The sequence below is a fragment of the Chryseobacterium sp. NRRL B-14798 genome (assembly GCF_050470705.1).
In the GTDB taxonomy this organism is placed as follows: domain Bacteria; phylum Bacteroidota; class Bacteroidia; order Flavobacteriales; family Weeksellaceae; genus Chryseobacterium; species Chryseobacterium cupriresistens.
Genome location: NZ_JBFLUL010000005.1, coordinates 3,373,264 through 3,398,863, shown reverse-complemented (window position 1 = coordinate 3,398,863; position 25,600 = coordinate 3,373,264). Strand labels below are relative to the sequence as shown.

The 25,600-nt window shown below is 37.0% G+C and carries 22 protein-coding genes; 13 read left to right on the top strand and 9 right to left on the bottom strand.

Features of this window, described 5'->3' with window-relative positions; translation table 11 throughout:
• Positions 1 to 122: 122 nt before the first annotated feature.
• The 4 genes from purH to AB1278_RS15690 all read left to right on the top strand — a co-directional run bounded on the left by purH (position 123) and on the right by AB1278_RS15690 (position 6,826).
• Entirely contained in the window at positions 123 to 1,640 is a 1,518-nt protein-coding gene (gene purH / locus AB1278_RS15705; protein ID WP_411413701.1) for a bifunctional phosphoribosylaminoimidazolecarboxamide formyltransferase/IMP cyclohydrolase, read from the top strand.
• 89 nt (positions 1,641 to 1,729) lie between these two features.
• Positions 1,730 to 2,968, top strand: a complete 1,239-nt coding sequence (gene purD / locus AB1278_RS15700; protein WP_411413702.1) for a phosphoribosylamine--glycine ligase — start codon at positions 1,730 to 1,732, stop codon at positions 2,966 to 2,968.
• A gap of 173 nt (positions 2,969 to 3,141) precedes the next feature.
• Complete coding sequence (gene guaA, locus AB1278_RS15695; protein WP_202843941.1) at positions 3,142 to 4,671, top strand: glutamine-hydrolyzing GMP synthase; 1,530 nt, start codon at positions 3,142 to 3,144, stop codon at positions 4,669 to 4,671.
• A 652-nt stretch (positions 4,672 to 5,323) separates the two neighbouring features.
• Positions 5,324 to 6,826, top strand: a complete 1,503-nt coding sequence (locus tag AB1278_RS15690) for a carbon-nitrogen hydrolase family protein (RefSeq protein WP_062670801.1) — start codon at positions 5,324 to 5,326, stop codon at positions 6,824 to 6,826.
• 59 nt (positions 6,827 to 6,885) lie between these two features.
• Here AB1278_RS15690 and AB1278_RS15685 read toward each other — a convergent pair whose 3' ends face one another.
• Entirely contained in the window at positions 6,886 to 7,530 is a 645-nt protein-coding gene (locus tag AB1278_RS15685; RefSeq protein WP_429815543.1) for a hypothetical protein, read from the bottom strand.
• A gap of 150 nt (positions 7,531 to 7,680) precedes the next feature.
• Positions 7,681 to 7,845: a hypothetical protein gene (locus tag AB1278_RS15680; RefSeq protein ID WP_202843929.1), complete on the bottom strand. Its 165-nt coding sequence runs from the start codon at positions 7,843 to 7,845 to the stop codon at positions 7,681 to 7,683.
• Between the two features lie 212 nt (positions 7,846 to 8,057).
• On the opposite strand from AB1278_RS15680, the gene AB1278_RS15675 reads away from it, so the two are divergent.
• The 3 genes from AB1278_RS15675 (at position 8,058) to AB1278_RS15665 (ending at position 11,833) form a co-directional block, all read left to right on the top strand.
• Positions 8,058 to 9,704, top strand: coding sequence for an ABC1 kinase family protein (locus AB1278_RS15675; protein WP_202843927.1), 1,647 nt, complete (start codon positions 8,058 to 8,060; stop codon positions 9,702 to 9,704).
• A 108-nt stretch (positions 9,705 to 9,812) separates the two neighbouring features.
• Positions 9,813 to 10,322, top strand: a complete 510-nt coding sequence (locus tag AB1278_RS15670; RefSeq protein ID WP_238349709.1) for a hypothetical protein — start codon at positions 9,813 to 9,815, stop codon at positions 10,320 to 10,322.
• Between the two features lie 158 nt (positions 10,323 to 10,480).
• Positions 10,481 to 11,833: a DEAD/DEAH box helicase gene (locus AB1278_RS15665; protein WP_202843924.1), complete on the top strand. Its 1,353-nt coding sequence runs from the start codon at positions 10,481 to 10,483 to the stop codon at positions 11,831 to 11,833.
• A gap of 82 nt (positions 11,834 to 11,915) precedes the next feature.
• On the opposite strand, the gene AB1278_RS15660 is transcribed toward AB1278_RS15665, so the two are convergent.
• The 4 genes from AB1278_RS15660 to AB1278_RS15645 all read right to left on the bottom strand — a co-directional run bounded on the left by AB1278_RS15660 (position 11,916) and on the right by AB1278_RS15645 (position 15,032).
• Positions 11,916 to 12,572, bottom strand: a complete 657-nt coding sequence (locus tag AB1278_RS15660; RefSeq protein WP_202843922.1) for a GDSL-type esterase/lipase family protein — start codon at positions 12,570 to 12,572, stop codon at positions 11,916 to 11,918.
• Between the two features lie 63 nt (positions 12,573 to 12,635).
• Positions 12,636 to 13,097, bottom strand: coding sequence for a lipocalin family protein (locus AB1278_RS15655; protein ID WP_110009340.1), 462 nt, complete (start codon positions 13,095 to 13,097; stop codon positions 12,636 to 12,638).
• A 217-nt stretch (positions 13,098 to 13,314) separates the two neighbouring features.
• Positions 13,315 to 14,478: an iron-containing alcohol dehydrogenase gene (locus tag AB1278_RS15650; RefSeq protein ID WP_110009339.1), complete on the bottom strand. Its 1,164-nt coding sequence runs from the start codon at positions 14,476 to 14,478 to the stop codon at positions 13,315 to 13,317.
• 152 nt (positions 14,479 to 14,630) lie between these two features.
• A complete protein-coding gene (locus AB1278_RS15645; RefSeq protein ID WP_202843918.1) occupies positions 14,631 to 15,032 on the bottom strand; it encodes a winged helix-turn-helix transcriptional regulator in 402 nt (133 codons plus the stop codon).
• Positions 15,033 to 15,131: 99 nt separating this feature from the next.
• Between AB1278_RS15645 and lpdA the strand changes: the two genes are divergently transcribed.
• Positions 15,132 to 16,532 carry a dihydrolipoyl dehydrogenase gene (gene lpdA, locus AB1278_RS15640; protein ID WP_429815537.1) on the top strand — a complete coding sequence of 467 codons (1,401 nt, stop codon included), beginning with the start codon at positions 15,132 to 15,134 and terminating at the stop codon, positions 16,530 to 16,532.
• A gap of 156 nt (positions 16,533 to 16,688) precedes the next feature.
• Here the strand turns inward: lpdA and AB1278_RS15635 are convergent, their stop codons facing one another.
• A complete protein-coding gene (locus AB1278_RS15635) occupies positions 16,689 to 17,294 on the bottom strand; it encodes a hypothetical protein (protein ID WP_429815534.1) in 606 nt (201 codons plus the stop codon).
• Between the two features lie 37 nt (positions 17,295 to 17,331).
• Positions 17,332 to 17,736 carry a hypothetical protein gene (locus AB1278_RS15630; protein ID WP_429815531.1) on the bottom strand — a complete coding sequence of 135 codons (405 nt, stop codon included), beginning with the start codon at positions 17,734 to 17,736 and terminating at the stop codon, positions 17,332 to 17,334.
• A gap of 220 nt (positions 17,737 to 17,956) precedes the next feature.
• Here AB1278_RS15630 and AB1278_RS15625 point away from each other — a divergent pair, with 220 nt between their 5' ends.
• On the top strand, positions 17,957 to 20,491 hold the full coding sequence (locus tag AB1278_RS15625; protein ID WP_429815528.1) for a phosphoenolpyruvate carboxylase: 2,535 nt from the start codon (positions 17,957 to 17,959) through the stop codon (positions 20,489 to 20,491).
• 203 nt (positions 20,492 to 20,694) lie between these two features.
• Here AB1278_RS15625 and AB1278_RS15620 read toward each other — a convergent pair whose 3' ends face one another.
• Positions 20,695 to 22,296: a S8/S53 family peptidase gene (locus AB1278_RS15620; RefSeq protein WP_429815525.1), complete on the bottom strand. Its 1,602-nt coding sequence runs from the start codon at positions 22,294 to 22,296 to the stop codon at positions 20,695 to 20,697.
• 88 nt (positions 22,297 to 22,384) lie between these two features.
• On the opposite strand from AB1278_RS15620, the gene AB1278_RS15615 reads away from it, so the two are divergent.
• From AB1278_RS15615 to AB1278_RS15600, 4 genes are all read left to right on the top strand, one after another.
• Positions 22,385 to 23,509, top strand: a complete 1,125-nt coding sequence (locus AB1278_RS15615) for a DegT/DnrJ/EryC1/StrS family aminotransferase (RefSeq protein ID WP_110009332.1) — start codon at positions 22,385 to 22,387, stop codon at positions 23,507 to 23,509.
• A gap of 67 nt (positions 23,510 to 23,576) precedes the next feature.
• Positions 23,577 to 23,954: a hypothetical protein gene (locus tag AB1278_RS15610; protein ID WP_202843905.1), complete on the top strand. Its 378-nt coding sequence runs from the start codon at positions 23,577 to 23,579 to the stop codon at positions 23,952 to 23,954.
• Positions 23,955 to 23,962: 8 nt separating this feature from the next.
• The gene (gene galE / locus AB1278_RS15605) at positions 23,963 to 24,985 is read left to right on the top strand and encodes a UDP-glucose 4-epimerase GalE (protein WP_202843903.1); all 1,023 of its coding nucleotides are present in this window, start codon (positions 23,963 to 23,965) and stop codon (positions 24,983 to 24,985) included.
• 132 nt (positions 24,986 to 25,117) lie between these two features.
• Complete coding sequence (locus tag AB1278_RS15600) at positions 25,118 to 25,570, top strand: adenylyltransferase/cytidyltransferase family protein (protein ID WP_110009329.1); 453 nt, start codon at positions 25,118 to 25,120, stop codon at positions 25,568 to 25,570.
• Positions 25,571 to 25,600: the final 30 nt, after the last annotated feature.

Genomic DNA, 25,600 nt, shown 5'->3' with positions numbered 1-25,600 from the left:
TGCTGGACTGATACATTGTTACATTAATAAAAAGAAATCTAAGTAAAATAAAAGTAAGTTCGGAGGTGAAAGACCCGGACACAGTTTGAAATAGCTGTAAAAAGTAAAAAATTGAAAGTAAAATGAGTAAAAAGAGAGTTTTAATCAGTGTTTCTGACAAAAGTGGATTAATAGAATTCGCACAGTTTTTGGAAGCTCAGAATTATGAGTTGATCTCTACAGGAGGAACGTTCAAACATTTGAAAGACGCTGGTTTAAATCCTATTCAGATTGATGAGGTTACCAATTTCCCTGAAATGTTGGATGGAAGAGTGAAAACTTTACACCCAAAAGTTCACGGTGGATTGCTCGCTGTTCGTAACAATGAAGAGCACATGAAAACCGTTCAGGAACACGGAATTGGTCTGATTGACATGGTAATCGTAAATCTTTATCCTTTCTTTGAAAATGTAAACAAAGACATTTCTTTACATGAAAAAGTAGAGTTTATCGATATCGGTGGACCTTCAATGCTTCGTTCTGCAGCGAAAAACTTTGATTCTGTAACAGTAATCACTGATGTTGAAGACTATGCAGCAGTGAAAATTGAAATGGAGCAAAACGGTGATACGTATATCGAAACCCGTAAAAAACTTGCAGGAAAAGTATTCAACCTTACCTCTGCATATGATGCGGCTATTTCAAGAATGCTTTTAGATGAAGAATATCCTACTTATCTGAATGCTTCTTATAAAAAAGTAGCAGATCTAAGATATGGAGAAAATCCTCACCAGACAGCAGCTTACTACGTTTCTACTTTCGAAAACGGAGCGATGAAAGACTTTGAACAGCTTGGAGGTAAAGAACTTTCTTTCAACAATCTTCGTGATATGGACCTTTGCTGGAAAGTGGTAACGGAGTTCAAAGAAGAAATGGCTTGTTGTGCCGTAAAACACTCTACCCCTTGTGGCGTTGCGATCGGAACTTCAGCATTGGAAACGTACCAGAAAACATTCGAATGTGATCCGGTTTCCATCTTTGGCGGAATTGTTGCAATGAACTATACAATTGATGCAGCTACAGCTGAAGAATTAAATAAAACTTTCCTTGAAATTGTAATGGCTCCTGAATTTGATGAAGAAGCCCTAGAAATTTTAAGAAAAAAGAAAAACCTGAGAATCATCAAAATCGTAAACCCTGTTTCAGACAAACAGACCTGGGTGAAAGTAGACGGAGGTATCCTTGTTCAGGATAATGACCTTCACTTCTCAGATGATATCAAAGTGGTAACGGAAGTACAGCCTACAGAAGAACAGAAAAAAGCATTACTTTTCTCTCAGAGAGTAGTAAAATATGTGAAGTCTAATGCAATCGTAGTTTCCAACGGAATTCAGGCATTCGGTATCGGAGGCGGACAGGTAAACAGAATCTGGGCAACACAGCAGGCTATCGAAAGAGCAAAAGAAAAATTCTCAGGAGATTTAGTACTGGCTTCAGATGCATTTTTCCCTTTCCGTGATGTGGTAGATTTCTGCGCTCAGGAAGGTATCAAGGCGATTATTCAGCCGGGTGGAAGTGTGAAAGATCAGGATAGTATTGAGGCAGCAAACGAGCACAGTATTCCAATGATGTTTACAGGTGTCAGACATTTTTTCCACTAATTAAAATAGAATTAAAAAATAATTAGGGATTGTATTTTTAGCATTCAAAATTATATATTTGTAAATTAAGACTAGATAATAAATAAAGTATGAGAATATTAATCATAGGTGAAGGCGGTAGAGAATCTGCTTTAGCGGCAAAGCTTCAGAATGACCCAAGAATTTCTAAAATGTTTTTTGCCAACGGGAATGCTACTACCGATGTAATAGGGAAAAATGTTCATTTATCAGAAATCAAAGAACTTAGAGATTTCGCTATTAAAGAAAAAATTGATCTTACGATCGTAGGTCCTGAAGCTCCTCTTGTAGCGGGTATCAAGGACGAATTTAAAAAGCATGATCTTAAGGTTTTCGGGCCTACTCAGAAAGTAGCGAGCCTGGAAGGAAGTAAAGCTTTCTCTAAGAAATTTATGCAGACCTATGATATCAAAACAGCTAAAGCTGTGGTATTTGATTCATATAACGAAGCAAAAGAATATGTGCAGACACAGCAGTATCCTCTGGTAATCAAAGCAAGTGGTTTAGCAGGCGGAAAAGGTGTGGTAATCTGTGATACTCTTGAAGAGGCGGAAGCTACAATCCACGATTTCATGATCAGAAGAATCTATGGTGATGCCGGTATTCGTTTAGTTATCGAAGAATATTTACAAGGTTTTGAAGCGTCTATTATTGCTTTCTCTAACGGGGAAAAATTATTCCCTTGTGTAGCGGCAAAAGATTATAAAAAAGCTGGAAACGGAGATACAGGACCTAACACAGGAGGTATGGGTTCAGTAGCGCCAAGTCCGGAATTTACTCAGGAGCACTACGCAGATTTTGAGAAAAACATCTTAGAGCCTACTGTTAAAGGTCTTAAAGCTGAAGGTTTCGGATTTAAAGGAATCATCTTCTTCGGATTGATGGTAACGAAAAACGGAGCTTACCTTCTTGAATACAACATGAGATTCGGAGATCCTGAAACTCAGGTATTGATGGCATTAATGGAAAACAATCTTTTAGATGTAATCCAGGACTGTATGGAAGGAAAAGACATTGAGCTTAAGTTTAAAGACGAAAAAGCAGTTTGCCTTGTTATGTGTTCAGGAGGATATCCGAGAAATATCGAAATAGGTTTCGAAATTACAGGAGAAGACAAACTGAAACATAGTAAACTTTTATATGCAGGAGCAGTCACGAAAGGTGATAAAGTGGTTTCCAATGGCGGTAGAGTACTGAACATTGTGGCTACAGGAGCTACCTACGAAGATGCCCGCAAAAAAGTTTACGAAGATGCAGCGCACGTACATTTCGATTACGGCTTCTACAGAGAAGACATCGGAAAGTTTTAATAAAAATCACGAAAAAAGATTTGGAGCTAATCCAAGTCTTTTTTTGTAAAACAGTTAAGTAAGCAATAAGCTTTAGGCTACAGGCAATATGTTTATTGCAGTATAGAAAGCTTATAGCCTGAAGCCTTTAGCTTAAAGCTTTTAAATTAATCATCATTTATCAATTATCAAAAATGAACAACGGTATTATTATTTTAGATTTCGGATCCCAGTACAACCAGCTTATCGGAAGAAGAATCCGTGAGATGGGCGTGTACTCTGAAATCTTGCCTTACAATACACCATTACAAGATATTTTAGCAAAACAGCCAAAAGGAATCATCCTATCCGGTGGACCAAGTTCTGTAAATGCAGAAAATGCCCACCTGGTTGAGAAAGAATTATACGAGCAGGGAGTTCCTGTATTGGGAATCTGTTACGGAATGCAGATGACGGCTCACCTTTTAGGAGGAAAAGTAAACAAAGGAGAGAAAGGAGAATACGGTAAAGCCAACTTAGAGATCGTTAAAGAAAGCTCTTTATTAAAAGGAGTTACTCAGAACTCTGTTGTTTGGATGAGCCACTTTGACGAAGTAGGAGAATTGCCTGCAGGTTTTGAATTAAATGCAAAATCAGGCGTAATTGCTTCTATCTCCAATGAAGACAAAAAAATCTTCTGCGTTCAGTTCCATCCGGAAGTTTCTCATACAGAAGAAGGTGGAAAGATGCTTGAAAATTTTGTTTTCGGAATCTGTAACTCAGAGAAAAACTGGAAACTGACCAACTATATCGAAAAAACAGTTGAGGAAATCCGTGAGAAAGTAGGAGACAACAAAGTAATCCTTGGACTTTCAGGAGGTGTAGACTCTTCTGTAGCCGCTGTTTTGATCCACAAAGCCATCGGTGATCAGTTGACTTGTATCTTCGTAGATACGGGATTATTGAGAAAGGATGAAGGGAAAAAAGTAATGGATCAGTATGGAGAGCATTTCCATATGAACATTAAAATGGTGGATGCTAAAGAAAGATTCCTTTCAAAACTAGCCGGAGTAGACGATCCTGAAGCAAAGAGAAAAATCATCGGAAACGAATTCATCCACGTATTTGACGAAGAATCTCACAAAATTGAAGGTGCTAAGTTCTTAGCTCAGGGAACCATTTATCCTGACGTTATCGAAAGCCAGTCTGTTAATGGACCATCTGCAGTAATCAAGTCACACCACAACGTTGGAGGACTTCCTGAAGATATGGAATTCGAATTATTAGAGCCATTAAGAGAGCTTTTCAAGGACGAAGTAAGAAGAGTAGGAGAAGAATTGGGTATTCCACATCACCTGGTATACAGACACCCTTTCCCAGGTCCTGGATTAGGAATCAGAGTATTGGGAGCGGTAGATGCTGAGAAAGTAAGAATCCTTCAGGAAGCGGATGATATCTTCATCGAAGAATTATACAAAAATGACCTTTACGAAAAAGTATCTCAGGCATTTGTAGTCCTTCTTCCTGTAAAATCTGTAGGAGTAATGGGTGACGAAAGAACTTATGAATATACAGCTGTAGTTCGTTCTGCCAATACCATCGACTTTATGACGGCAACGTGGAGCAGACTTCCTTACGAGTTCCTGGATACCGTTTCCAGCAGAATCATCAACGAAGTAAGAGGAATCAACAGAGTAGCTTACGATATTTCAAGCAAACCACCTGCAACGATTGAGTGGGAATAATTTTTGACTTGAATTTAAATATAAATCCTGCCCATTTTGGGTAGGATTTTTTTGTTAAAACTGTTTCAATGAAGAAATGATCAGTAAAATATTTAAAGCAATTAACAAGCAATATATCAGCTTGAAGAGTATATGTTTATGGAAAATGACATAACTTGTTAACATAGTGCCTATTAAATAAAAGTAAATAAAACTTTTCGCTTCCTGAGGCTTTATTTCAGATGCTGAAAACAAGTTTAAATTATGCGAAACATTGACTGACGTATCAGCATAAAAGATTCTTAAAATAAAAATAATGGTGACGCTTATGAGTAAAATTACTGCGTATGGTTTCATTAGCTAATAAAAATTTAATTTAATCGGACAAGAATGATTTTTAATTTACATTGTAAAAATAAAAATCTTCCGCAGAAAAAGCATTCAGGTTTTCTATAAAGTCAAAATAAGCATTATAAATATCAGGATCTACAGTCAAATATGGATCAGTTACAGAAATAAAATCACAGTGTTTCCAGTAATTATTTGAGTGAACTGCTGCTTGCAAAATTTCGGTGAGATCCACTGTTAAATTTTGTATAAATAGTTGGGGAAGTACTTTTCTGTAAGGGTTGAAATAAAATATTTTCCCTAAATTTAAGTAAAATTACATCAAATGCAAATAGAAACAAGAAACCTGACCCTTCAGGATTATGATGAACTGGCGGAAACGATGAAAAGGGCCTACCCACAGATGTCGGAGTCTATATGGTCCAAAAAAAGTATTGATAAACTGACAAAAATATTCCCTAACGGACAAATTTGTATTACGGTTGACGGAAAACTCGCTGCTGTAGCGCTTTCCATTATCGTCAATTATGAAGAATTCGGGGACGATCATACCTATAGTGATATTACAGGAAATTATACATTCAATACCCATACTTCAACGGGGAATGTTCTCTACGGAATTGAAGTTTTTGTAGATCCTGAGTTTCGGGAACTACGTTTGGGAAGAAGATTGTACGATGCACGAAAAGAACTTTGTGAGTTATTAAACCTGAAATCGATTATTCTTGGAGGTAGAATCCCCAATTATCACAAATACAGTCACGAACTTTCTGCAAGAAATTATATCCGAAAAGTAAGAGATAAGGAGATCTATGATCCGGTATTGTCTTTCCAGCTTTCCAATAATTTTCTTCCGATAAAAATCCTGAAAAAATATCTTCCGGAAGATGAAGCTTCAAGAGAAAATGCAGTTCTTTTGCAATGGAACAATATTTATTACAGCAGAAAACCGAATACCATGCAGGACAGCATTATCCGTCTCGGATTGGTGCAATGGCAGATGAGGCATTTTAAAGATATTGAAGCTTTTTATGAACAGGTAGAATTCTTTGTAAACGTAATGGGAGATTACAAATCTGATTTCGTCCTTTTCCCGGAGCTGTTCAACACGCCTTTACTGGCTCCCTTCAATAATCTTTCCGAAAGGGACAGTATGATAGAGCTGGCGAAGCTGACAGAGGAAATCAAAGAAAAAATTTCAGAGCTGGCCATCAGTTACAACGTCAATATTATTTCGGGAAGCATGCCTGTTTTTGAAAATAATGAATTATACAACGTAAGCTATCTTCTTCACCGTGACGGACGTATGGATGAATACAGAAAAATTCATATTACTCCGAACGAAAAGAGATATTATGGAATGAAAGGCGGAAATGAAATCAAAGTTTTTGATACCGACTGCGGAAAAATAGGTCTTGTCATCTGCTATGACGTGGAATTTCCGGAGTTACCAAGAATTCTTGCCGATCAGGGGATGAAAATTCTGTTTGTTCCTTATCTTACAGACACTCAGAATGCCTACATGAGAGTACGCCACTGTGCCGCAGCAAGAGCCATTGAAAACGAATGCTACGTTGCCATTGCCGGTTGTGTAGGAAACCTTCCGAAGGTTAATAATATGGATATTCAGTTCGGACAGGCTGCCGTATTTACCCCTTCCGATTTTGCCTTCCCATCCAATGCCGTGAAAGGAGAAGCAACTCCCAATACGGAAATGACCCTGATTGTGGATGTAGATCTGAACCTCCTGAAAGATCTCCATCATAACGGTTCTGTTCAGGTTATGAAAGACCGTAGAAAAGACCTTTACGAAACTTATCTTAAATAATAAAACTTCGGGGCGGCTCCATAGGAGCCGCCCCGAAGTTTTAAGTATTAACAACTGAATTATCCTTTTTTAACAGATTCCCTGATTAAATCCTGGTTATTTTTATACACTTCATATTGCTCAGGACTTAGTATCTTTTTAAAATCTTTATCCAGTGCTTTAAAATCACTGATGATAACCTTTTTTGCCTTATTGCTGTCAGCATCTTCAGGACCTGCATTTTTCTTGTTGAGACGCTTTCCAAAATCTTTCTGAACCTTCTGTACTCCTTTAAAGTTGATCTCATAGGCCTGCTCAACCTGTCTTTCAGTCAGATCCAGAATAGGGATCATAATCAATGTTCTGAAAAGAGCAATCTTTTCTGCTCTGTCTTGTTTTACAATTGCCATCTGCTCAGGAGTCAGGATCTGTTCCATCGCCTGATGACGTTGGGCAATGATGCTTACAAATTCGTCAGCAATAATTTTGTTGTTTTCAGGGCTGTTATTGTTACCGGCTTTGTTATCAAGAGCAATAAGTGCATCTGCTGTAGTATTATTGATCTCTGCAACTTTATTCACCTGCGACTCTGTAAGTCCCAAATAACTCATTTCTTTTGTGGCTACTTCGGCAATAGAACGAGCTGATGCTACCTGAGCTTTTATTTGTGTTGTAAACAGAACTGCTGATACAATAAGACCAGCTGAAATAATTTTTTTTAACATAGTGTTGTATTTAAATATTATAAATTTTTTTTGTTCTTCCAGATAGAAATAATGTGCCAGAAATTGAGGTACGTAGGCATTTTTTAGGGCAAAAAAAATACCCGAAGAATATTTCTTCGGGTACTGTATAATTCTGTATAAAATCTGATCTTACATATACTGAGGGCATACTACAGCAGGGCAGATCAGTCCAGGACATTTTGGTCTTCCGTCTGTAGGGCAGCATTGGTTTGAGCAGTTTCCGATAATAATTCCGTTTCCTGCAATTCCTTTTAATTGCTCTCTTGAAAGTTTGTTGTTGCGTAAATTTTTCATGTTCTAATATTTTTGATTTGTTTTAATTTGTACATTGTAAATATATTAATTTTTACAATATATGATGTGTTTTTATTGATATTGGTGTATTTTATTCTTTAAAATACTGATTATGTGTTGTTATTTTTAATTTTATTTGTTGGCGTTGTTGTCATAATTGTTTTCATAAAGGAACAATTTTTGGAGTAAATTGCACCTACTATTGATACACTATGTTTGATAAACCTCAAAGAAAACTGAAAAGATCCGCAAGACTGATTTCCGTACTCAGTAAATATGGATTCAAAGATCTTCTGGCCAGAATGAACGGAAATAAGCAGGAAGAAGCTTCCGGTCATTCAGATGAAATCATCTCAAAAGGAACCGTTTACGAAAGAATCAGACTGGCTCTTGAAGAGCTGGGGCCTACCTTTGTAAAATTGGGTCAGACATTCAGTAACAGGGAAGATTTATTGCCGCCGGAAATGATCCAGGAACTGCAGAAACTTCAGGACAAAGTGGAAACAGTAGATATGAATGTGGAGGAAGCACTGGAAAGTGAATTTAATATTTCCGTGAAAGATTATTTCCGTGAAATTCAGAAAAAGCCTTTGGCTACAGCTTCCATTGCTCAGGTTTATAAAGCTGTTCTGCTGGATGGCAGTCCGGTAATTTTAAAGTTGAGAAAACCTGATGTCCAGTCTGTCATTGAAGATGATTTACTGTTGATTAAAGATATTGAAAAACTGATATCCGCTTATTCGGAGATAGGAGAAAAACTCAATCTGAAACAGGCCATTTCTACCTTTGAAAAATCTTTACTGGAAGAAGTTTCTTTGATTAATGAAAAAAACAATATCCAGCAATTCCGTCTGAATTTTAAGAACAATAAAGAAACATACGTTCCTAAAGTGTACGAAGAATTTTCCAACAACAATATTCTTTGTATGGAATTTATTGATGGAATCAAAGTAACCGATAAATCTGTTCTTTTGGCCAATGATATCGATCCTGTAAAGGTTTCAGAAACAGGATTGAGACTCTTTGTATCACAGATTTTAGACTATGGGTTTTTCCATGCCGATCCTCATGCCGGAAATATTTTAGTAAGAAAAGACGGCAGAATTGTTTTCATTGATTTCGGAGCAGTAGGGAAAATTCAGCCTAATGATAAAGAAATTCTTGAAAATCTTATTGTCAGTTTTGTTGCTAAAAATTCGCATAAAATAGTCCGTTCACTCAAAAAAATGGCCATAAGCTATGAAATTCCGGACGAAAGAAGGTTTGAAAATGATGTGGATGATATTCTGAATTTTGTTCACAGCTCGTCATTACAGGATATCAATGTACAGGTGATTATCAACAAGATGAAGGATATACTGAAAGACAACAGGCTTTATATGCCGGATTATTTCTATCTTCTGTTCAAAGGAATCAGTCTGATAGAAGGAGTGGGAAGGAGCATTAATCCTGATCTTGATATTGTTAAAAGTCTTCACCCTTACACCAAAAAGATTTTCACCAAGAAAATCAGTCCTAAAAATCTTTTGAAAACAGGAATGGACCGTATGATGAATTTCACGGATAATGTAGATGAAATTCCGAAAGAACTTCGTTCCGTTCTTCAAAAACTGGATGAAAATAAATTTACGGTTTCCAGCGAAATCAAAAATATAGAGAAGACCAACCAGCTCATCAAATCCAGTGTCATCAATCTGATTCTGGCCATGGTTTTAGGAGCGAATATCATTGCCACGGCTATCGTGTTTTCCTCAGAATCCGGACCAAGAATCGGAGAACTGTCGTTAGTTGCAGTTTTAGGTTTTATTTTTTCAATTCTTTTAGTCATTATCCTTCTGCTAAGAGTAACCAGAAAATAAAATGGAAGTTGACTTTGAACCCGAAGAATGTATAAACGCTAATCCCGCCACCCCGTAACCCGTAACCCGTAACCCGAATCCCGCCACCCTGTATTTAAACCAAAAACAATGAAAACACTTATTATAACATCCATTACCTTATTCAGCACACTTTGTATGGCTCAACAAGGAAATGAAGAGAAGCTTCAGGGAGATTTTGACGGAAACGGAACAAAAGAATACGCTTACACAAAAGTCAGCGACTGTGGCGACGAATGTGAAGGAAAGTGTGAAACCACCATTTATTTCAGCGATAAAAATATACAGCCGATCACCATTACTCCTGCAAACCAGGGAAGTTTGTATAATTTAGGAGATCTTAATGGTGACGGAAAAGAAGAGATCGGCTTTTATCCCAATTGGTGCACCAGCTGCTGGCATCCGTTCTATGTGTATACATTAGGTAAAACGGGTTGGAAGCCATTATTGCCTTCTATCTCAACCCATTGTAATCAGTGGGAAGAAGATCAGTTTCCTATTAAAAAAGATCCGAAAAAGAAAGGATATGTTATTGTTACCTCCAGCAAATGGGAAGATGATGATATTAAAATCAGTAGTAAAAGTGTAAAAGTGAATTGATTACAATCGCTTGAGGCTGGAAGAGGGAAGGAAATGACCTGTATTAATATATTGATCTGTTTCATTATGCATTCAAAAAATTAAAAGAACGTTTGATAATCTTCCAGCTTAAGACTTCGTGCTTCCATACTACAAAATTAAATACCTATCTTTGCAAAATGGAAAAACTCACTTTTGCGGATTTTGACCTTCCGGTTAAAATTCTCGATGTTTTAGCAGATCTGGAATTATTTGAACCTACTCCAATTCAGGAGAAGAGCTTAAAGCCTATACTTTCGGGAAGAGATGTAATGGGAATTGCGCAGACAGGAACCGGGAAAACATTAGCTTATCTTTTACCTGTTCTTAAAACATGGAAATACAGCAAGACAGGAAATCCAACTGTTTTGGTGCTTGTTCCTACAAGAGAACTGGTGGTACAGGTAACAGAAATCCTTGAAAAACTGACAGAAAATATTACGGCAAGAGTAATCGGAATATACGGTGGAAAAAATATCAATACTCAAAAACTATTGTTTAATGATGGCTGTGATATTCTGGTAGGAACACCGGGACGAGTGATGGATCTTTCCATAGACAACGCGATTTCTCTGAAAGAGGTTCAGAAACTGATCATCGATGAGTTTGACGAGATGCTTAATCTTGGTTTCAGACCACAGCTTACCCACATTTTTGAAATGATGAAGGAGAAGAGACAGAATATTCTTTTCTCTGCAACCATGACGGAAGCGGTAGATGAAATGCTGGATGTTTATTTTGCCAATCCGATTGAAATTTCATTGGCTAAATCAGGAACACCACTTGAGAAAATCGAGCAGATTGGTTACAAAGTAGAAAACTTTAATACCAAGATCAATTTACTGGAGCATTTGCTTAAAAGTGATGCAGACATGTCCAAAGTACTGATCTTCAATAACAATAAAAGACATGCAGACCTTCTCTTTACTAAAATCGATGAGCTTTTCCCTGAACAGTTTGATGTGATTCATTCCAATAAATCGCAGAATTACAGACTGAAAGCGATGAAGAGGTTTGAGAATGAAGAGATCAGAGGTTTGATTACCACAGATGTCATGGCAAGAGGTCTGGATATCTCGAACATTACACACGTCATCAATTTTGAAACGCCTGATATTCCGGAGCAGTATATCCACAGAATCGGTAGAACAGGTAGAGCAGACAAAGAAGGGAAAGCTTTGGTTTTTGTAACGAAAAAAGAAGAACCTTTGCTTCTTGATATTGAGCTGTTGATGGATAAGGAATTGAAATTTAATGAATTCCCTGAGGAAGTTAAAATCAATCCTAAAAAGATTGCTGCCGAAGAAGATCAGGTAGTCATGAAAAATCCTGTACAGGTAAAACTGAACGAAGGAGGAGGAGCTTTCCACGAGAAAAAAGCTAAAAATACCAAAGAAAACTGGGGTGGACCTTCCAAAAGAAAAGCACCTAAGAAATTTGGAGCCAACAGAGCGCAGCAGAAAGCAATTTCGAAATCGAAAAGAAAGAAATAAAATAAAAAAACGATTCCCATTTCAGGAATCGTTTTTTATTTTTAATCGAATTTGATATTATTGTTTTTATCATGGATTGAGTTTACTTCATATAAGGAGTGATCACCTTAGCCCAGATTTTATATCCTTCCGGCTTAAAATGAAGCATGTCTTCCACAAAAATATCTTTTCTTACATTTCCATTAGCATCTTCCATTGCTTTGGTAACATCAATAAATTCCGCGTTTGGTTCCTTTTTCATAAAAGCAGCAATTTTTTTGTTGGCAACCTTCATCTGCGGCCAGATCACTTCTCGGCTCGGCGAATATTTGATGGAGATATAATCTACTTCAATATCAGGAAACCTCTCACGGATTTTTTTGTAAAAAGCTTTGAATCGGTCAACAACTACTTTGGCTTTTAGCTTATGATTATCTGCAAAATCATTTTCGCCACAGTAAATAATGATCTGTTTGGGCTGATAAGGCGCTAAAAGGTCATTCGAAAAATCATTAAGATCTGTAAGTCTTGATCCTCCAAACCCTCTGTTGATAATGGTTTTACCAGGAAAATAATCTGCTACATCAGTCCATTTGGTGAATGATGAACTTCCAATAAATAAAATAGCATCCTTTTGAGGCGGGTTTTGCTGGTCCAGCTTTTTAAATTCCTGAATGTCCTGCCAGAACATCGGTTTTTTCTCCTGAGAAAAAGCAATAGCAAAATACAGCAATAGAAATGCTGATAGAATCTTCTTCATTATATTCAGTTTTAAATTAGATATAAAAGTAATAAAAAACTCCCGATTAGCGGGAGTTATAATTTATCTTTTGTAGGTAACGTAAGGGACATCCGGTATTTTATCTCCATCCATATCAAAGATTCCTGACTGCTGGGCAAGTTTAAGATCTTTGGCTGTCAGAATATCAATTCTGTAGTTTACTGATCCTTCATCACCAAGTTTAATTCCAATGATTTTTGAATCGGCATCGTAGGTAAATGTTCCTTCAGTTTTTGGCGATGGGGTACAGTCTGCACCTTCTCCCGTATACGCTGTATAGCTTACATAATAATCTGTTCTGAAGAAAAGAGTATTTTTAGCTGCACATCCTGTTAAAGTTTCAGTATAGAGCACTGTTTTATTATCTTTTCCGGAAATTACTTCCCTTTTAACTTCCTTCCAATCTCCCTTCATGATTTCCATATCATAAGCTTCGAGATTGTCATCTTTACAAGAAGTAAGTGCCAAGGCAGAAAAGGCAAATAAAAGTAGCTGTTTTTTCATTTTCACAAATTTAAGAATATGCTAAAATATAAATAAATTTGAAATATCTGTAATGAAATAGTGAATTTTTAAACGAATGTTTGTAAATTAAATAATTTTATAGAGGTTGCAATACGGGATGCGAGTTTCGGGTTATATATTTTCAAACTGAAAATGAAGATAAGCGCTTCATCCGAATCTTGAAACAGCATAGCTCAAACCTCGTACCCCGAATCCCTTAATAGCTCATCTCTACAATCTTATAAGCATCCTGCGGAGTCAGTTTTTTATATTCTCCAAGGCCTAGCCACTTTCTGTCTGTAAAGGCTTTTTCAACCTTTTCAGCGGTTCCTTTAAAGTCCTCCGTATATTCGGAAAGCCTGGTTTTGATATGAAGGCTGTGGAAGAATTCCTCCAGTTTTTTAATGCCCAGTTCAGCTTTTTCCTCTACACTTCCGTCTTTGATTCCCCAAACTCTTTCAGCGTACTGAGCCAGTTTTCCTTTTTTATCTTCAAAGTTGTAACGGTAATGAGAAGGAGCAATAATGGCCAGTGTTCTTGCATGATCAATTCCGAAATAAGCGGTCAGCTCATGTCCCATTGCATGCACGGCCCAGTCTGTAATAACTCCTTTCTGGATCAGTCCGTTTAACGCCATTGTACAACACCACATAAAGTTTCCTGCAGCATCATAGTTGAAATCATCAGCCAATACTTTTGGAGCCGTTTCCTGCAGGCTGATCAGGATGCTTTCTGCAATTCTTTCCTGAAGGTCGGCAGAAGAAGGAGCGGTCATATATTGTTCCAATACGTGAGTATAGGCATCTGTGATTCCGTTAACAATCTGATTTTTTGGAATAGATCTGATTACTTCCGGATCCAGTACAGAAAATTGTGGGAAAAGTCCCGGTCCTCCTGAAGATAATTTCTCATGGGTTTCCCTTCTGGAGATCACATACCCGGAATTCATTTCTGATCCCGTTGCAGGCAGTGTTAAAATACTTCCGAAAGGCATTCCTTCCCCTTCAAAAGTTCTTACCGATTTTCTCAGGATATCCCATGGCTCACCGTCATAATTGGCTGCTGCAGAAAGGAATTTTGTACCGTCAATGACAGATCCGCCGCCTACGGCAAGAAGGTAAGTTATGTTTTTCTCTTTAATAAAGCTTAAAGCATTGATCAGAACTTCATATTCAGGGTTGGCAGGAACTCCGCCAAACTCGTATAATTCATGATCTTTTAAAGCCTCTTTTACCTGATCGTAAACACCATTGTTTTTGATGCTTCCGCCACCGTAAATCATTAATATTCTTGCGTCTTGAGGAATTTCTTTGGAAATTTTAGCGATTTCGCCTTTCCCAAAAAGTATTTTTGTAGGGTTTTTAAACTCGAAATTAAGCATTGTTCTATATTTATTTTAGTCAAATTTACGGAATGAAAAAAGAAAAGTAGGTTAATGAAATTTTAAAATTGCTATTATTCCATTTTATGAAAGCTATTGCTTTTAGCTTTTCCGATTCCTATTTCCGATTCTCTTGTAACATTTATTTATATCTAAGAAGAAAGAAAGGCCTTTGCTCTTTTTATAAAACCTTCCTTATCCTTTTTAATCTGGTCCAGCAATTTTTTCCGGTCATCAGGAATCGTAAGATACTGCTCACCCCAAAGATTGATTTCAACGATTACGGGAATAAGGTCAATTCCTTTCTGAGTCAGAAAATAAAGAATTTTCAGCTTACTGTCCGGATGGCCTTTTTTATCAATGATTCCATTGTCCAACAGGTTTTGAAGTCTTGCAGCCAGAATATTCGTTGCAATTTTTTCATCAGCCTTAAGGAAGTCTCCGTAAGTACATTCCTTTTTCAGCATGAGATCTCTTATGATCAACAGAGACCATTTGTCTCCCCACATTTCAAGTGAGCAGCTGATGGGGCAGTCTGATCTTTTTTTACTCATTTTGTTAATTTAAAAATAATACTTGCAAATTGAAAGTGTTTGATTTAAATTTGCTTTTGTTTTGCAAGTAAATTTAATCATAAAAAATTAATAAATCAAATGGATCATTATGACATTGCCGTAATCGGCTCAGGACCCGGCGGATATGTAGCGGCGATACGAAGCGCCCAGCTGGGATATAAAACCGTGATTATCGAGAAATATGATACTCTGGGAGGAACATGTACCAATGTGGGCTGTATTCCGACTAAAGCTTTATTGGACAGTACACATCATTATTCAGAAGCACAGCATCAATTCAATGAACATGGGATTAAGCTGAATCGTATAGAACTGGACTTTTCTCAGATGTACAGAAGAAAAGCAGATGTAGTTTCAAAAAATACAGGAGGCCTGGATTTTTTAATGAATAAAAATAATATTACAAGACTACAGGGAACGGCTGGATTTATCAATAATTCTACCATCAGAATTGTAAACACATCTGAAGTTAAAGAAATAACTGCCCGAAATTATATCATTGCTACAGGCTCAAAACCATCAACTATTCCAGGAGTAGAGATTGATAAAAAAAGAATTATTACGTCTACAGAAGCATTGTCATTAAAGGAAAAACCGGAATCTATGGTAATCATAGGCGGGGGAGTAATCGGGGTGGAAATGGCTTCTATTTTCAACCGCATCGGAACGAAAGTCACTATCCTTGAATATGCTGATCATCTGATCGCTGCTATGGACCATGAATTGGGGAAAAGTCTTCAGAAAATCCTGAAAAAAGGAGGAATTGATATCCGGCTTAATCATGCGGTGTATAAAACCGAGAATACCGGATCTGCTGCTAAAGTGTTTTTTAAAGATAACAACGGAACAGAAGGTGAGCTGGAAGCAGATTATGTATTGGTAGCGGTGGGAAGAAGCCCTTATGTAAAAGGTCTTGATCTTGAAAATACTGATGTACAGCTGGATGAGAGAGGATTTATTAAAGTGGATGAAAACAGCCGGACTTCCGCATCCAATATCTATGCGATTGGTGATGTTATTGGTGGTGCAATGCTGGCTCACAAAGCTGAGGAAGAAGGTGTTTTTGTAATTGAAACCATTAACGGGCAAAAACGTCATATTCATTATAACCGTATTCCTTCAGTGGTGTATACCTGGCCGGAAGTAGCTTCAGTAGGCTATACCGAAGAATATCTGAAACAAAATAATATCGCATATAATGTAGGGAAATTTCCATTTTCTGCCAGTGCAAGAGCCCGCGCTTCAATGGATATGGAAGGTTTTGCGAAAGTTTTGGTGGATCCGAAATATGGCGAAGTGCTGGGTGTTCACATCATTGGAGCCAGAGCTGCCGATTTGATTGCACAGGGGGTCATAGCTCAGGAATATGAAGTGACCGCCGAGGATATGTTCCGTATTTCCTATGCGCATCCAACCTATTCTGAAACGTTGAAGGAAGCTTACCTGATTGCATCTGGGCAGGGAGCTATTAATATATAAGAAATTAAACCATTAAGGTTAATGAAGACAATAAGAATAATTAAGATCCATCTTTGATGGAAGATAAAGCGGATCGCTGAAAAATAGCTTAGCTATTCCTTAACTATCCTTATCAACTTAAAAAATCTTAATGGTTTATTTGCGTTTTCAAAAGAACTACAACGAATTACAGTTTTCATCCTTCGCATACACGCCATTGCTTTTTGCCTCCAGCCTTCCGGTTTTTCTGTTGATTGTAACTAAAAAAGATTCTTTCACAGCCGGACAGCCCTTAGACTGCATCAGATACATGGAGATATGACGGTTTTCAATTTTATATGATCCGCTAAAGCGATTGCTTGTATCCACAGAATACCCATACGTTTTAGCCAGTAAAATAGCCTCCGGAAGATTGTCTACTGTTCCGATAAAATCTCTCAACTGTTGTTCATTGGAAAAATAAACTGATCTTTCATTCTTACACGCCAGAATGTATGAAAAACAGTTGTTCCCGATACATTTCTGGAAAAAGCCTCTTTCTGGAACAGGTTCATTGATCGTCATAAAATCAGGAGCCTGGCTTTCATAGATAACTGCTTTTTCATAATCCATATCATTGCTGAGAACACGCCAGTAAGCATACTCTTTATCAGGAATAATGAAAGGGTAGAGGTATTCTGCAGTATCAAGAATATCGGGAATTTTTTTATAATCATCGGGAACCTTGATCTGGCTGTAAAGCAGATTGGAGAGAATCAGGGAAAATGTGATGATTACTTTCATAGAGAGTGGGTTTCCGGTGCAAATGTAAGAAAGAGAATTATTCCAGTACAATTTTATAATATCCTTTTTCAGCAGTTACATCAATATCTATACCTGTAAAAGTCAGTTTATTGATCTGATAACCATCACAGCCTCCATTAAACTCCGATGACTGGATGGAAAAGTCAATGTCTTTAATATTAGAATAAAATTTATAATTTTTTGTTCCGTTATAGGCACCTACATTTTCTAAAAGAACTTTGTCATCGGATGTTTTGGATAATTGTACACTGAGATTATTTTCATCCTGAACGGAATAGGTCGTCAATTTTCCCTTGGTGATAAGATTTTCATTATTGGAATTGACGAACTCAAAAATGACAGGTAATGGTGCATTGTAACAATCTTTTTCACAAGAGATGAACAGAAGGGTAATAAGTAAGAAAGTCAATATTTTTTTCATGGATGATGGATAGTGTTAACAGTAAAGTTAATCAAAATTATATTAATCCTGAATGAGTAAAACGGATTTCTATGTTTTTAAACCTGTACAATATTTCATGGTTAATCGTTCGTTTATTCTGAAAAGTACTTATAAATTTTAAATATATTTTTTGATTTTCGTCCTTAATTTTTGCCATTTGTCAACCCAACTAATTTGAAAATCGCTTACATTTGTTAGTATGATACATGACCAACGCGCAGAAAAATTCAGGCAGATTGTGGAAAATAAGTTCCAGATCTATAATTCATTATTTATGAGCCTGCCTTATGATAAAATGACGAATATCGGAATGCTGCTTCCATTTCTTTATGAGGAAAGCAGGACCGGCTATGAAGCAGGAAAAACTCCTGAAAATATCGTCGAAGAATTTTTTAAAAACCATACCGATCTCCAGACGGAAGAGCAGAAACTGGAACTGCTTTTCAAGATCATACAATATATAGAAAGACAGGTCGTTTTGTTTGACAGTATTGAGGATGCTGCATTTCCTAATCTCCATTCAGAAAGTGATAATGGAACAGTAACCAATCTTTTTGAACGTTCTTTTCAGGATCATAAAATTGAAAAAGTACGCGAGAAATTAAAAGACTTTAGCGTTAAGGTCGTATTTACGGCACACCCGACCCAGTTTTATCCAAGTTCGGTACAAAGAATTATTCAGGATTTGAGAGGGGCTATTACCAGTGATTCGGTTACCCAGATTGATATGCTTCTTCAGCAGCTGGGCAAGACTCCTTTTGTCAATAAAGAAAAACCGACTCCGATAGATGAAGCGCTGAGTATTATTTCTTACCTGAGATATGTATATTATGATACCATTGGGGAATTGTTTACGAAGATCAAAAAGACTTTCGGAAATGGCCATTTTCATCTTCATGAAGATATTATCCAGCTTGGTTTCTGGCCGGGAGGAGACAGGGACGGAAATCCTTTTGTAACAGCGGATGTAACGAAAAGAGTAGCGGAAGAACTTCGTTCAGCGATTCTGAAATCATACTACAGTCATTTGAAATTTATCAGGAGAAGATTGAGTTTCAGAGGTGTTTCTGAAGTTTTAACCCAATTAAGTGAAGAATTGTATGCAGCCATTTTTGACGGAAAGAGCATTAAAGCAGAAGATATTTTAAATAAAGCCGATGAGGCAGAAAAAATACTGGTCAACGAACATAACTCTTTGTTTTTAGATCTTTTGGTGAATTTCAGGGATCGTGTGATGATCTTCGGAACTCACTTTGCAACGCTGGATATCCGCCAGGACAGCAGAATTCATCAGAAAGTTATTGATGAGGTTTATGCAAAAGTATACGGAAATGAAGAGGCTGATTATGAACAAAAATTCAATAAGCTTATTCAGATTTCAGAAACGGTAGCTGCTGAAGATTTTGAAGACATTGTGAAAGATACTTTGTTAACGGTTTCACAGGTTAAGGATATCCAGCATCTGAACGGATTAAGAGGAATGAACCGCTATATTATTTCCAATTCTGATGCCGTAAAAGATGTTATGAATGTATATGCCTTCTTTAAAATCTGCGGTTATCAGGATGAAGCGATCAATATGGATATTGTTCCGCTTTTTGAAACCATGGAAGGACTTGCCAATGCAGAAAATGTAATGAATGAGCTGTATCATAATCCTGTTTATAAAAAGCATCTTGAAAAAAGAGGAAATCAGCAGACGATCATGCTCGGATTCTCTGATGGAACCAAAGACGGAGGTTATTTAAAAGCCAACTGGGAAATTTATAAAGCCAAAGAAGTACTGACAAAACTTTCCGAGCAGAATAATATCAAAGTCGTATTTTTCGATGGCAGAGGAGGTCCGCCGGCAAGAGGAGGTGGAAAAACCCACGATTTCTATGCTTCTCAGGGAAAAACAATTGCCAATAATAAGATTGAATTAACCATTCAGGGGCAGACCATTACCAGTATTTTTGGAAACAAAGAGCAGGCAAAATACAACTTTGAACAGCTTCTGACCGCTGGTGTTGAAAATGATGTATTCAAAAATTCAAAAAAAGAACTTACTGAAAAAGAAAGAGCTTTGATTATTGAGTTGGCGGATATCAGCTATAAAAAATATTCAGATCTGAAAGCGCATCCTATGTTTGTTCCCTATCTGCAGGAAATGAGTACGCTTGAATATTACGGAAAAACGAATATCGGAAGCCGTCCATCCAAAAGAGGAAACGGAAGCGAACTGAAATTTGAAGATCTGAGAGCCATCCCGTTTGTAGGATCATGGTCACAACTGAAGCAAAACGTACCTGGGTTCTTCGGTTTTGGATATGCGATGCAAAAGATGAAAGAAGAGGGCAGATTTGAAGAAGTAAGAGAGCTGTATAAAGGTTCAGATTTCTTTAAGACTTTAGTTCTGAACTCCATGATGAGTATGAACAAGTCTTACTTCCCATTGACTTACTATATCAAAAATAATCCGAAGTTCGGTGCTTTCTGGAATGTGCTTTTCAATGAATATGAGCTTTCCAGAGACATTATGCTGGAACTGACAGGATTTAAAATGCTTCAGGAAGAAGACCCGCTTTCCAGAAAATCGGTGAAGATCCGTGAAAAGATTGTACTTCCGTTGTTAAGTATTCAGCAATATGCCTTAATGAAAATCCAGAAAGGAGAAGGAAATAAAGAAGCTTATGAAAAGCTGGTGACCCGTTCTTTATTTGGGAATATTAATGCCAGCAGAAATTCGGCATAAGCTATTTAAAAATAAGAATGATCATAACGAAATGATAATCAATATCAATAGAAACGGGCTTTAGCCCGTTTTTTTATTATAAACCATTCAATGAGCTTTAGCTCAAATTTATTTTGTAGTAAGACCCAAATAGTAATATATCTCCCACAGATTGCACAGATGTTTATGTTAATCAATCTGCACAATCTGAGGGAAATAAAAAATTACTCCTTTAAGAATTTTTCGTAGAAAACCTTGTCCTTCATCTGAATCTTCAGATAATAAGTTCCTTTGGAAAAATCTTCCACTTTTATAGATTTCTGGTTGTTGCTTTTTCTGATGAGTCTTCCAAGGTTATCATATATTTCTAACGATTCCACTTCTAGCTCTGATGCAATATTCAGGATATTTTTTGCAGGATTCGGGAATATGGAGAACTGGGCTTTTTTTACAGTCTCAGAGGTATTTAGAACGAGATTATATAAACTTCCGAAATTAAGAATACCATATCCCATCTGATCGGTATGGGCAGGATAAAGTGAAGCCGTTTGTCTCAGTTTTGCTCTCATCTGCTCTCTGTTCATCGTTGGAAATGCCTGAATAAGACATGCAACACCGCCGGCAGCAATAGGAGTAGCAATTGAAGTTCCATTCACGATTAAGGTAGCATTATCATAAACGGTTGTCGTACCGGTTCCCTGGGTGCTTCCGTCCGGTTTTACCACTCCGAGAGCATTGGGTCCGAAAGAAGAAAAAGCTGAAGCATTTCCGGCTGAATCTACAGATCCGATAGAAAATACTTTAGCGTTATCAGCGGGTGTCATAAGGTAATGCCACGGCTGTTGTCCGGAGTTACCGGCAGCGGCAAGAACAAAAATACCTTTTTCAGCCGCAATACCAGCTCCGCGGGCAATGAAGGATGTGTTACCATCCATATTGGCATATGTATAATTGTACCGGCTTTCGTCAAAAACATTATATCCCAATGATGAGGTGATAATGTCAACCCCTTTACGGTCTGCTTCCTCAGCTGCTTCAATCCAGTATAGCTCTTCTTCGGGAATTTCTACCGCCGCATTTTCACTGCGGTAAAGATAAAAATCAGCATCCGGTGCTGCTCCTACAAAAACATTTTGCAGATATCCTCCTATAACTCCTAACACGACAGAGCCATGTGTGCTGAGTGAAGTATTATAAATATCTCCTGTTTTGGTTACAAAATCATAAGAGGCTTTGATGTGATTATTGGTCCATAATCTTGCAAAAGCAGTTCCTGTATTCACCGTTGGGAATCCGGCATCAATTACCGCAATGGAAACTCCTGTGCCTGTATAGCCTGCCAGATGAAGCGGCCGGATATTGACCTGATCAATTTGTCCGGCCCCTGAACCATAATTGAAGTTAGTAAGTGTTTTATTGATACCTGCATCGTCTTTCCATTTTCCCGGTGCTGTTTTCACGGTAGTAGAACTGTTTCTGGCAAAACTTTCAACAGATAAAACATAAGATTGAGCCTGTAATAAAGTTTTTTGTGCCGGAGTAGCATTTACCGCAGCTCCGTTAAGCCATTTTGAATAATCTGTCACAACAAATCCCAGATTTTGAAGATTCTGAAGGTAAGACTGTTCAATAGGGGCGTCCTGATCATTAAGCGGAATTCCCAGTGCAGTGCGTCTGTTAAGTGATTTCTGGCTGAGTTCTGACAGCGGATTGGCGTAAAAAGCAGCTTTATTAGGCTTATCCGTGAAGTAAACAAAAACAAGCTCCGTTTGTGCGGAAACGGTCAGGTAACCTGTTAGGAAACAAAAGAGTAAAAGTTTTTTCATAAAATTTATTTGTATAAAGATAAAAACAAAATCAATAAAATTTTTGATAGGATTTTAAATTCCTTATTTTTACAGAAATATTTAGTATATGAAAAAAATTCAGATGGTTGATTTGCAAAGTCAGTATTACAAAATAAAGAATGATGTAGACAATGCAGTTTTGAATGTAATGGATTCTGCGGCATTTATTAACGGTCCTGAAGTAAAGTCTTTCCAGAATGAATTGGAGTCTTATTTAGACGTAAAACATGTGATTCCGTGTGCCAATGGTACAGATGCATTACAGATTGCCCTGATGGCTTTGGATCTGAAAGAAGGAGACGAAATTATCACGGCTGATTTTACTTTTGCTGCAACAGTAGAAGTAATTCATTTGCTTAAATTAAAGTCTGTATTGGTAGATGTAGATTATGATACATTCACAATCTCTACAGAACAGATTAAAAAAGCAATTACACCCAAAACAAAAGCAATTATTCCGGTACATATTTTCGGACAGTGTGCCAATATGGAAGAAATTTTAAAAATTGCTGAAGAACATAATTTATATGTTATTGAAGATAATGCCCAGGCAATCGGTTCAGAATATACTTTCTCCGACGGAACAGTAAAACAGGCAGGAACAATGGCAACAGTGGGAACGACTTCTTTCTTTCCTTCCAAAAACTTAGGATGCTACGGAGACGGAGGTGCTATTTTTACCAATAATGATGAACTGGCCCACCGTTTAAGAGGAATTGTAAACCACGGAATGTATGAAAGATATTATCATGACGAGGTAGGGGTAAACTCACGTCTGGACAGCATTCAGGCAGCAGTTTTAAGAAAAAAACTTCCTCATTTGGATTCTTACAACGAAGCAAGAAGAAAAGCTGCAGATTTCTATGATGAAGCATTTGCTGGTCATCCGGATATCCTGACTCCAAAAAGAGCGGAAAACTCTACTCACGTATTCCACCAGTATACGTTAAGAATTCTGAATGGAAAGCGTAATGAGCTTCAGAAGTTTTTATCGGAAAAAGATATTCCTGCAATGATCTATTATCCTGTAGCATTAAGAAAGCAAAAAGCATACTTCCAGGAAAGTAATGCCGCAGATTTTGTGAATACAGATAAGCTTTTGGATCAGGTAATTTCTTTACCGATGCATACGGAATTAGACGAAGAGCAACTGAAGTATATTACGGATGCAGTGCTTGAGTTTATGGGATAGATTTATGAACAAGAGGTTATTTAGATATAAGATCATAAATGCACTTGTAATTATCTTCAATTTTTTGATGATTTTTATAATTGGATTTGGGACTTATGATACTTATAACCTTTTTAAAAGTGAGACAAACAATATCACGCTCAAAGTATATGCAGTATTATCGATTGGAGTTTTTATGTTTTTATTAGCTTGTATAGGTTTAATAATGGTTATAGCAAGATCTTCAAGAAGTATACTAATTCTGAATATATTTTATGGTTTTCTCGCTTTTGGACTTTTAGCGTCACTGCTTTTGCGAAAGTTTAATGATGTGGAAGAAAATATTTCATTGGAAAATTATTTAACAATAGGTGCTGTTGTATTTTTAATTGTATTAATAAATAAATTTAGATACAAAGAACTACATTATGAAAGCATTGAGTTTATAGGAAAACACGAAGATTAAAAAATAAAATGGCAATACTTGTTACCGGCGGACTTGGATATATTGGTTCTCACACAGTGGTAGAACTTATTAATAACGGCTTTGAAGTGGTTATTGTAGATGATTTATCCAATACGGAAAGGTTTATTTTAAATAATATTGAGGAAATTACGGGTAAGAAACCTGTTTTTTATCCTTTTGATCTGAGAAGAAAAGAGCTTCTTACCCAGGTTTTTGATGCTCATCGGATCGATGGTTGTATCAATTTTGCAGCTTCTAAAGCAGTAGGAGAGAGTCAGGTAATACCTGTAGATTATTATGAGAATAATCTGTTTTCCTTGATTAATATTCTTCAGGAATTTAAAACAAGAAAGATCTCCAACTTTATTTTCAGCTCATCATGTACGGTATACGGACAGGCAGATGTAATGCCGATCGATGAAAATACTCCGTTGAAAACCCCTGAAAGTGTCTATGGGAAAACAAAACAAATGGGCGAACAGATCCTTATTGATTTTGCCAAAGCCTATCAAAGTAAAATATCACTGTTAAGGTATTTTAACCCAATCGGAGCGCATCCTTCCGGAAAGTTGGGAGAATTGCCAATCGGAATTCCTAATAATTTAGTGCCTTATGTAATGCAGACGGCTTCAGGAGTGCGTGAGAAACTGAATATCTGGGGCGATGATTACCCTACAGTGGATGGAACTGCTGTTCGTGATTATATCTATGTTGTTGACCTGGCAAAAGCGCACGTTGCAGCATTAAAGAAACTGATAGAAGATTCTTCATATGATGTGGTGATTGATACCTACAATCTGGGAACAGGAAAAGGCTCATCCGTACTGGAAGTGGTAAAAGCATTTGAAAAAGCCAATGATGTGGAAGTGCCATATCAGATCTGTGCGAGAAGAGAAGGGGATATTACTATAGCGTATGCCAACCCCGGAAAAGCAGAGAAAGAACTCAACTGGAAGTCTGAAACGTCTCTGGAAGAGGCTTTGAGAACAGTTTGGGAATGGCAGAAATATCTGAACACCAGAAATTCGTAAATTAGCATTGAGAAATAATTGCATCAAAACAACAATTTAAACGATCATAAAACAAATTACAAAACATTTTCCTGAAGAGTAAGTGTTATCCTAAAAACATTGAATTCAGTGAAGCTTTAATTTTAAATTAGTATGAAGACACAGAGAATAGGTATTACATTTTCGTCATTTGACTTATTACATGCGGGTCACATCAAAATGCTTGAAGAAGCTAAAACTGTATGTGACTATTTAATCGTCGGACTTCAAATTGATCCGTCCCACGACCGTCCTACTAAAAATAAGCCAAGCCAGACTATTGTTGAAAGATATATTCAACTGAAAGCTGTGAATGCTGTGGATGAGATCATTCCTTATTACACGGAAGAAGACCTTTTGGATATTCTTAAATCATTTGTAATTGATGTAAGAATCATAGGAGATGATTATATGGACAAAGACTTTACAGGTAAAAAATACTGTGAAGAAAAAGGAATTGAAATTTTTTTCAACAAGAGAGACCATAGGTTTTCCACCAGTGATCTGAGAAGAAGGATCTACGAAGCTGAAAAAGAAAAATATTCGAAAGCAGAACCTGTAAAATAACAACAATAAAAAATCCCGAAAGTTACTTTC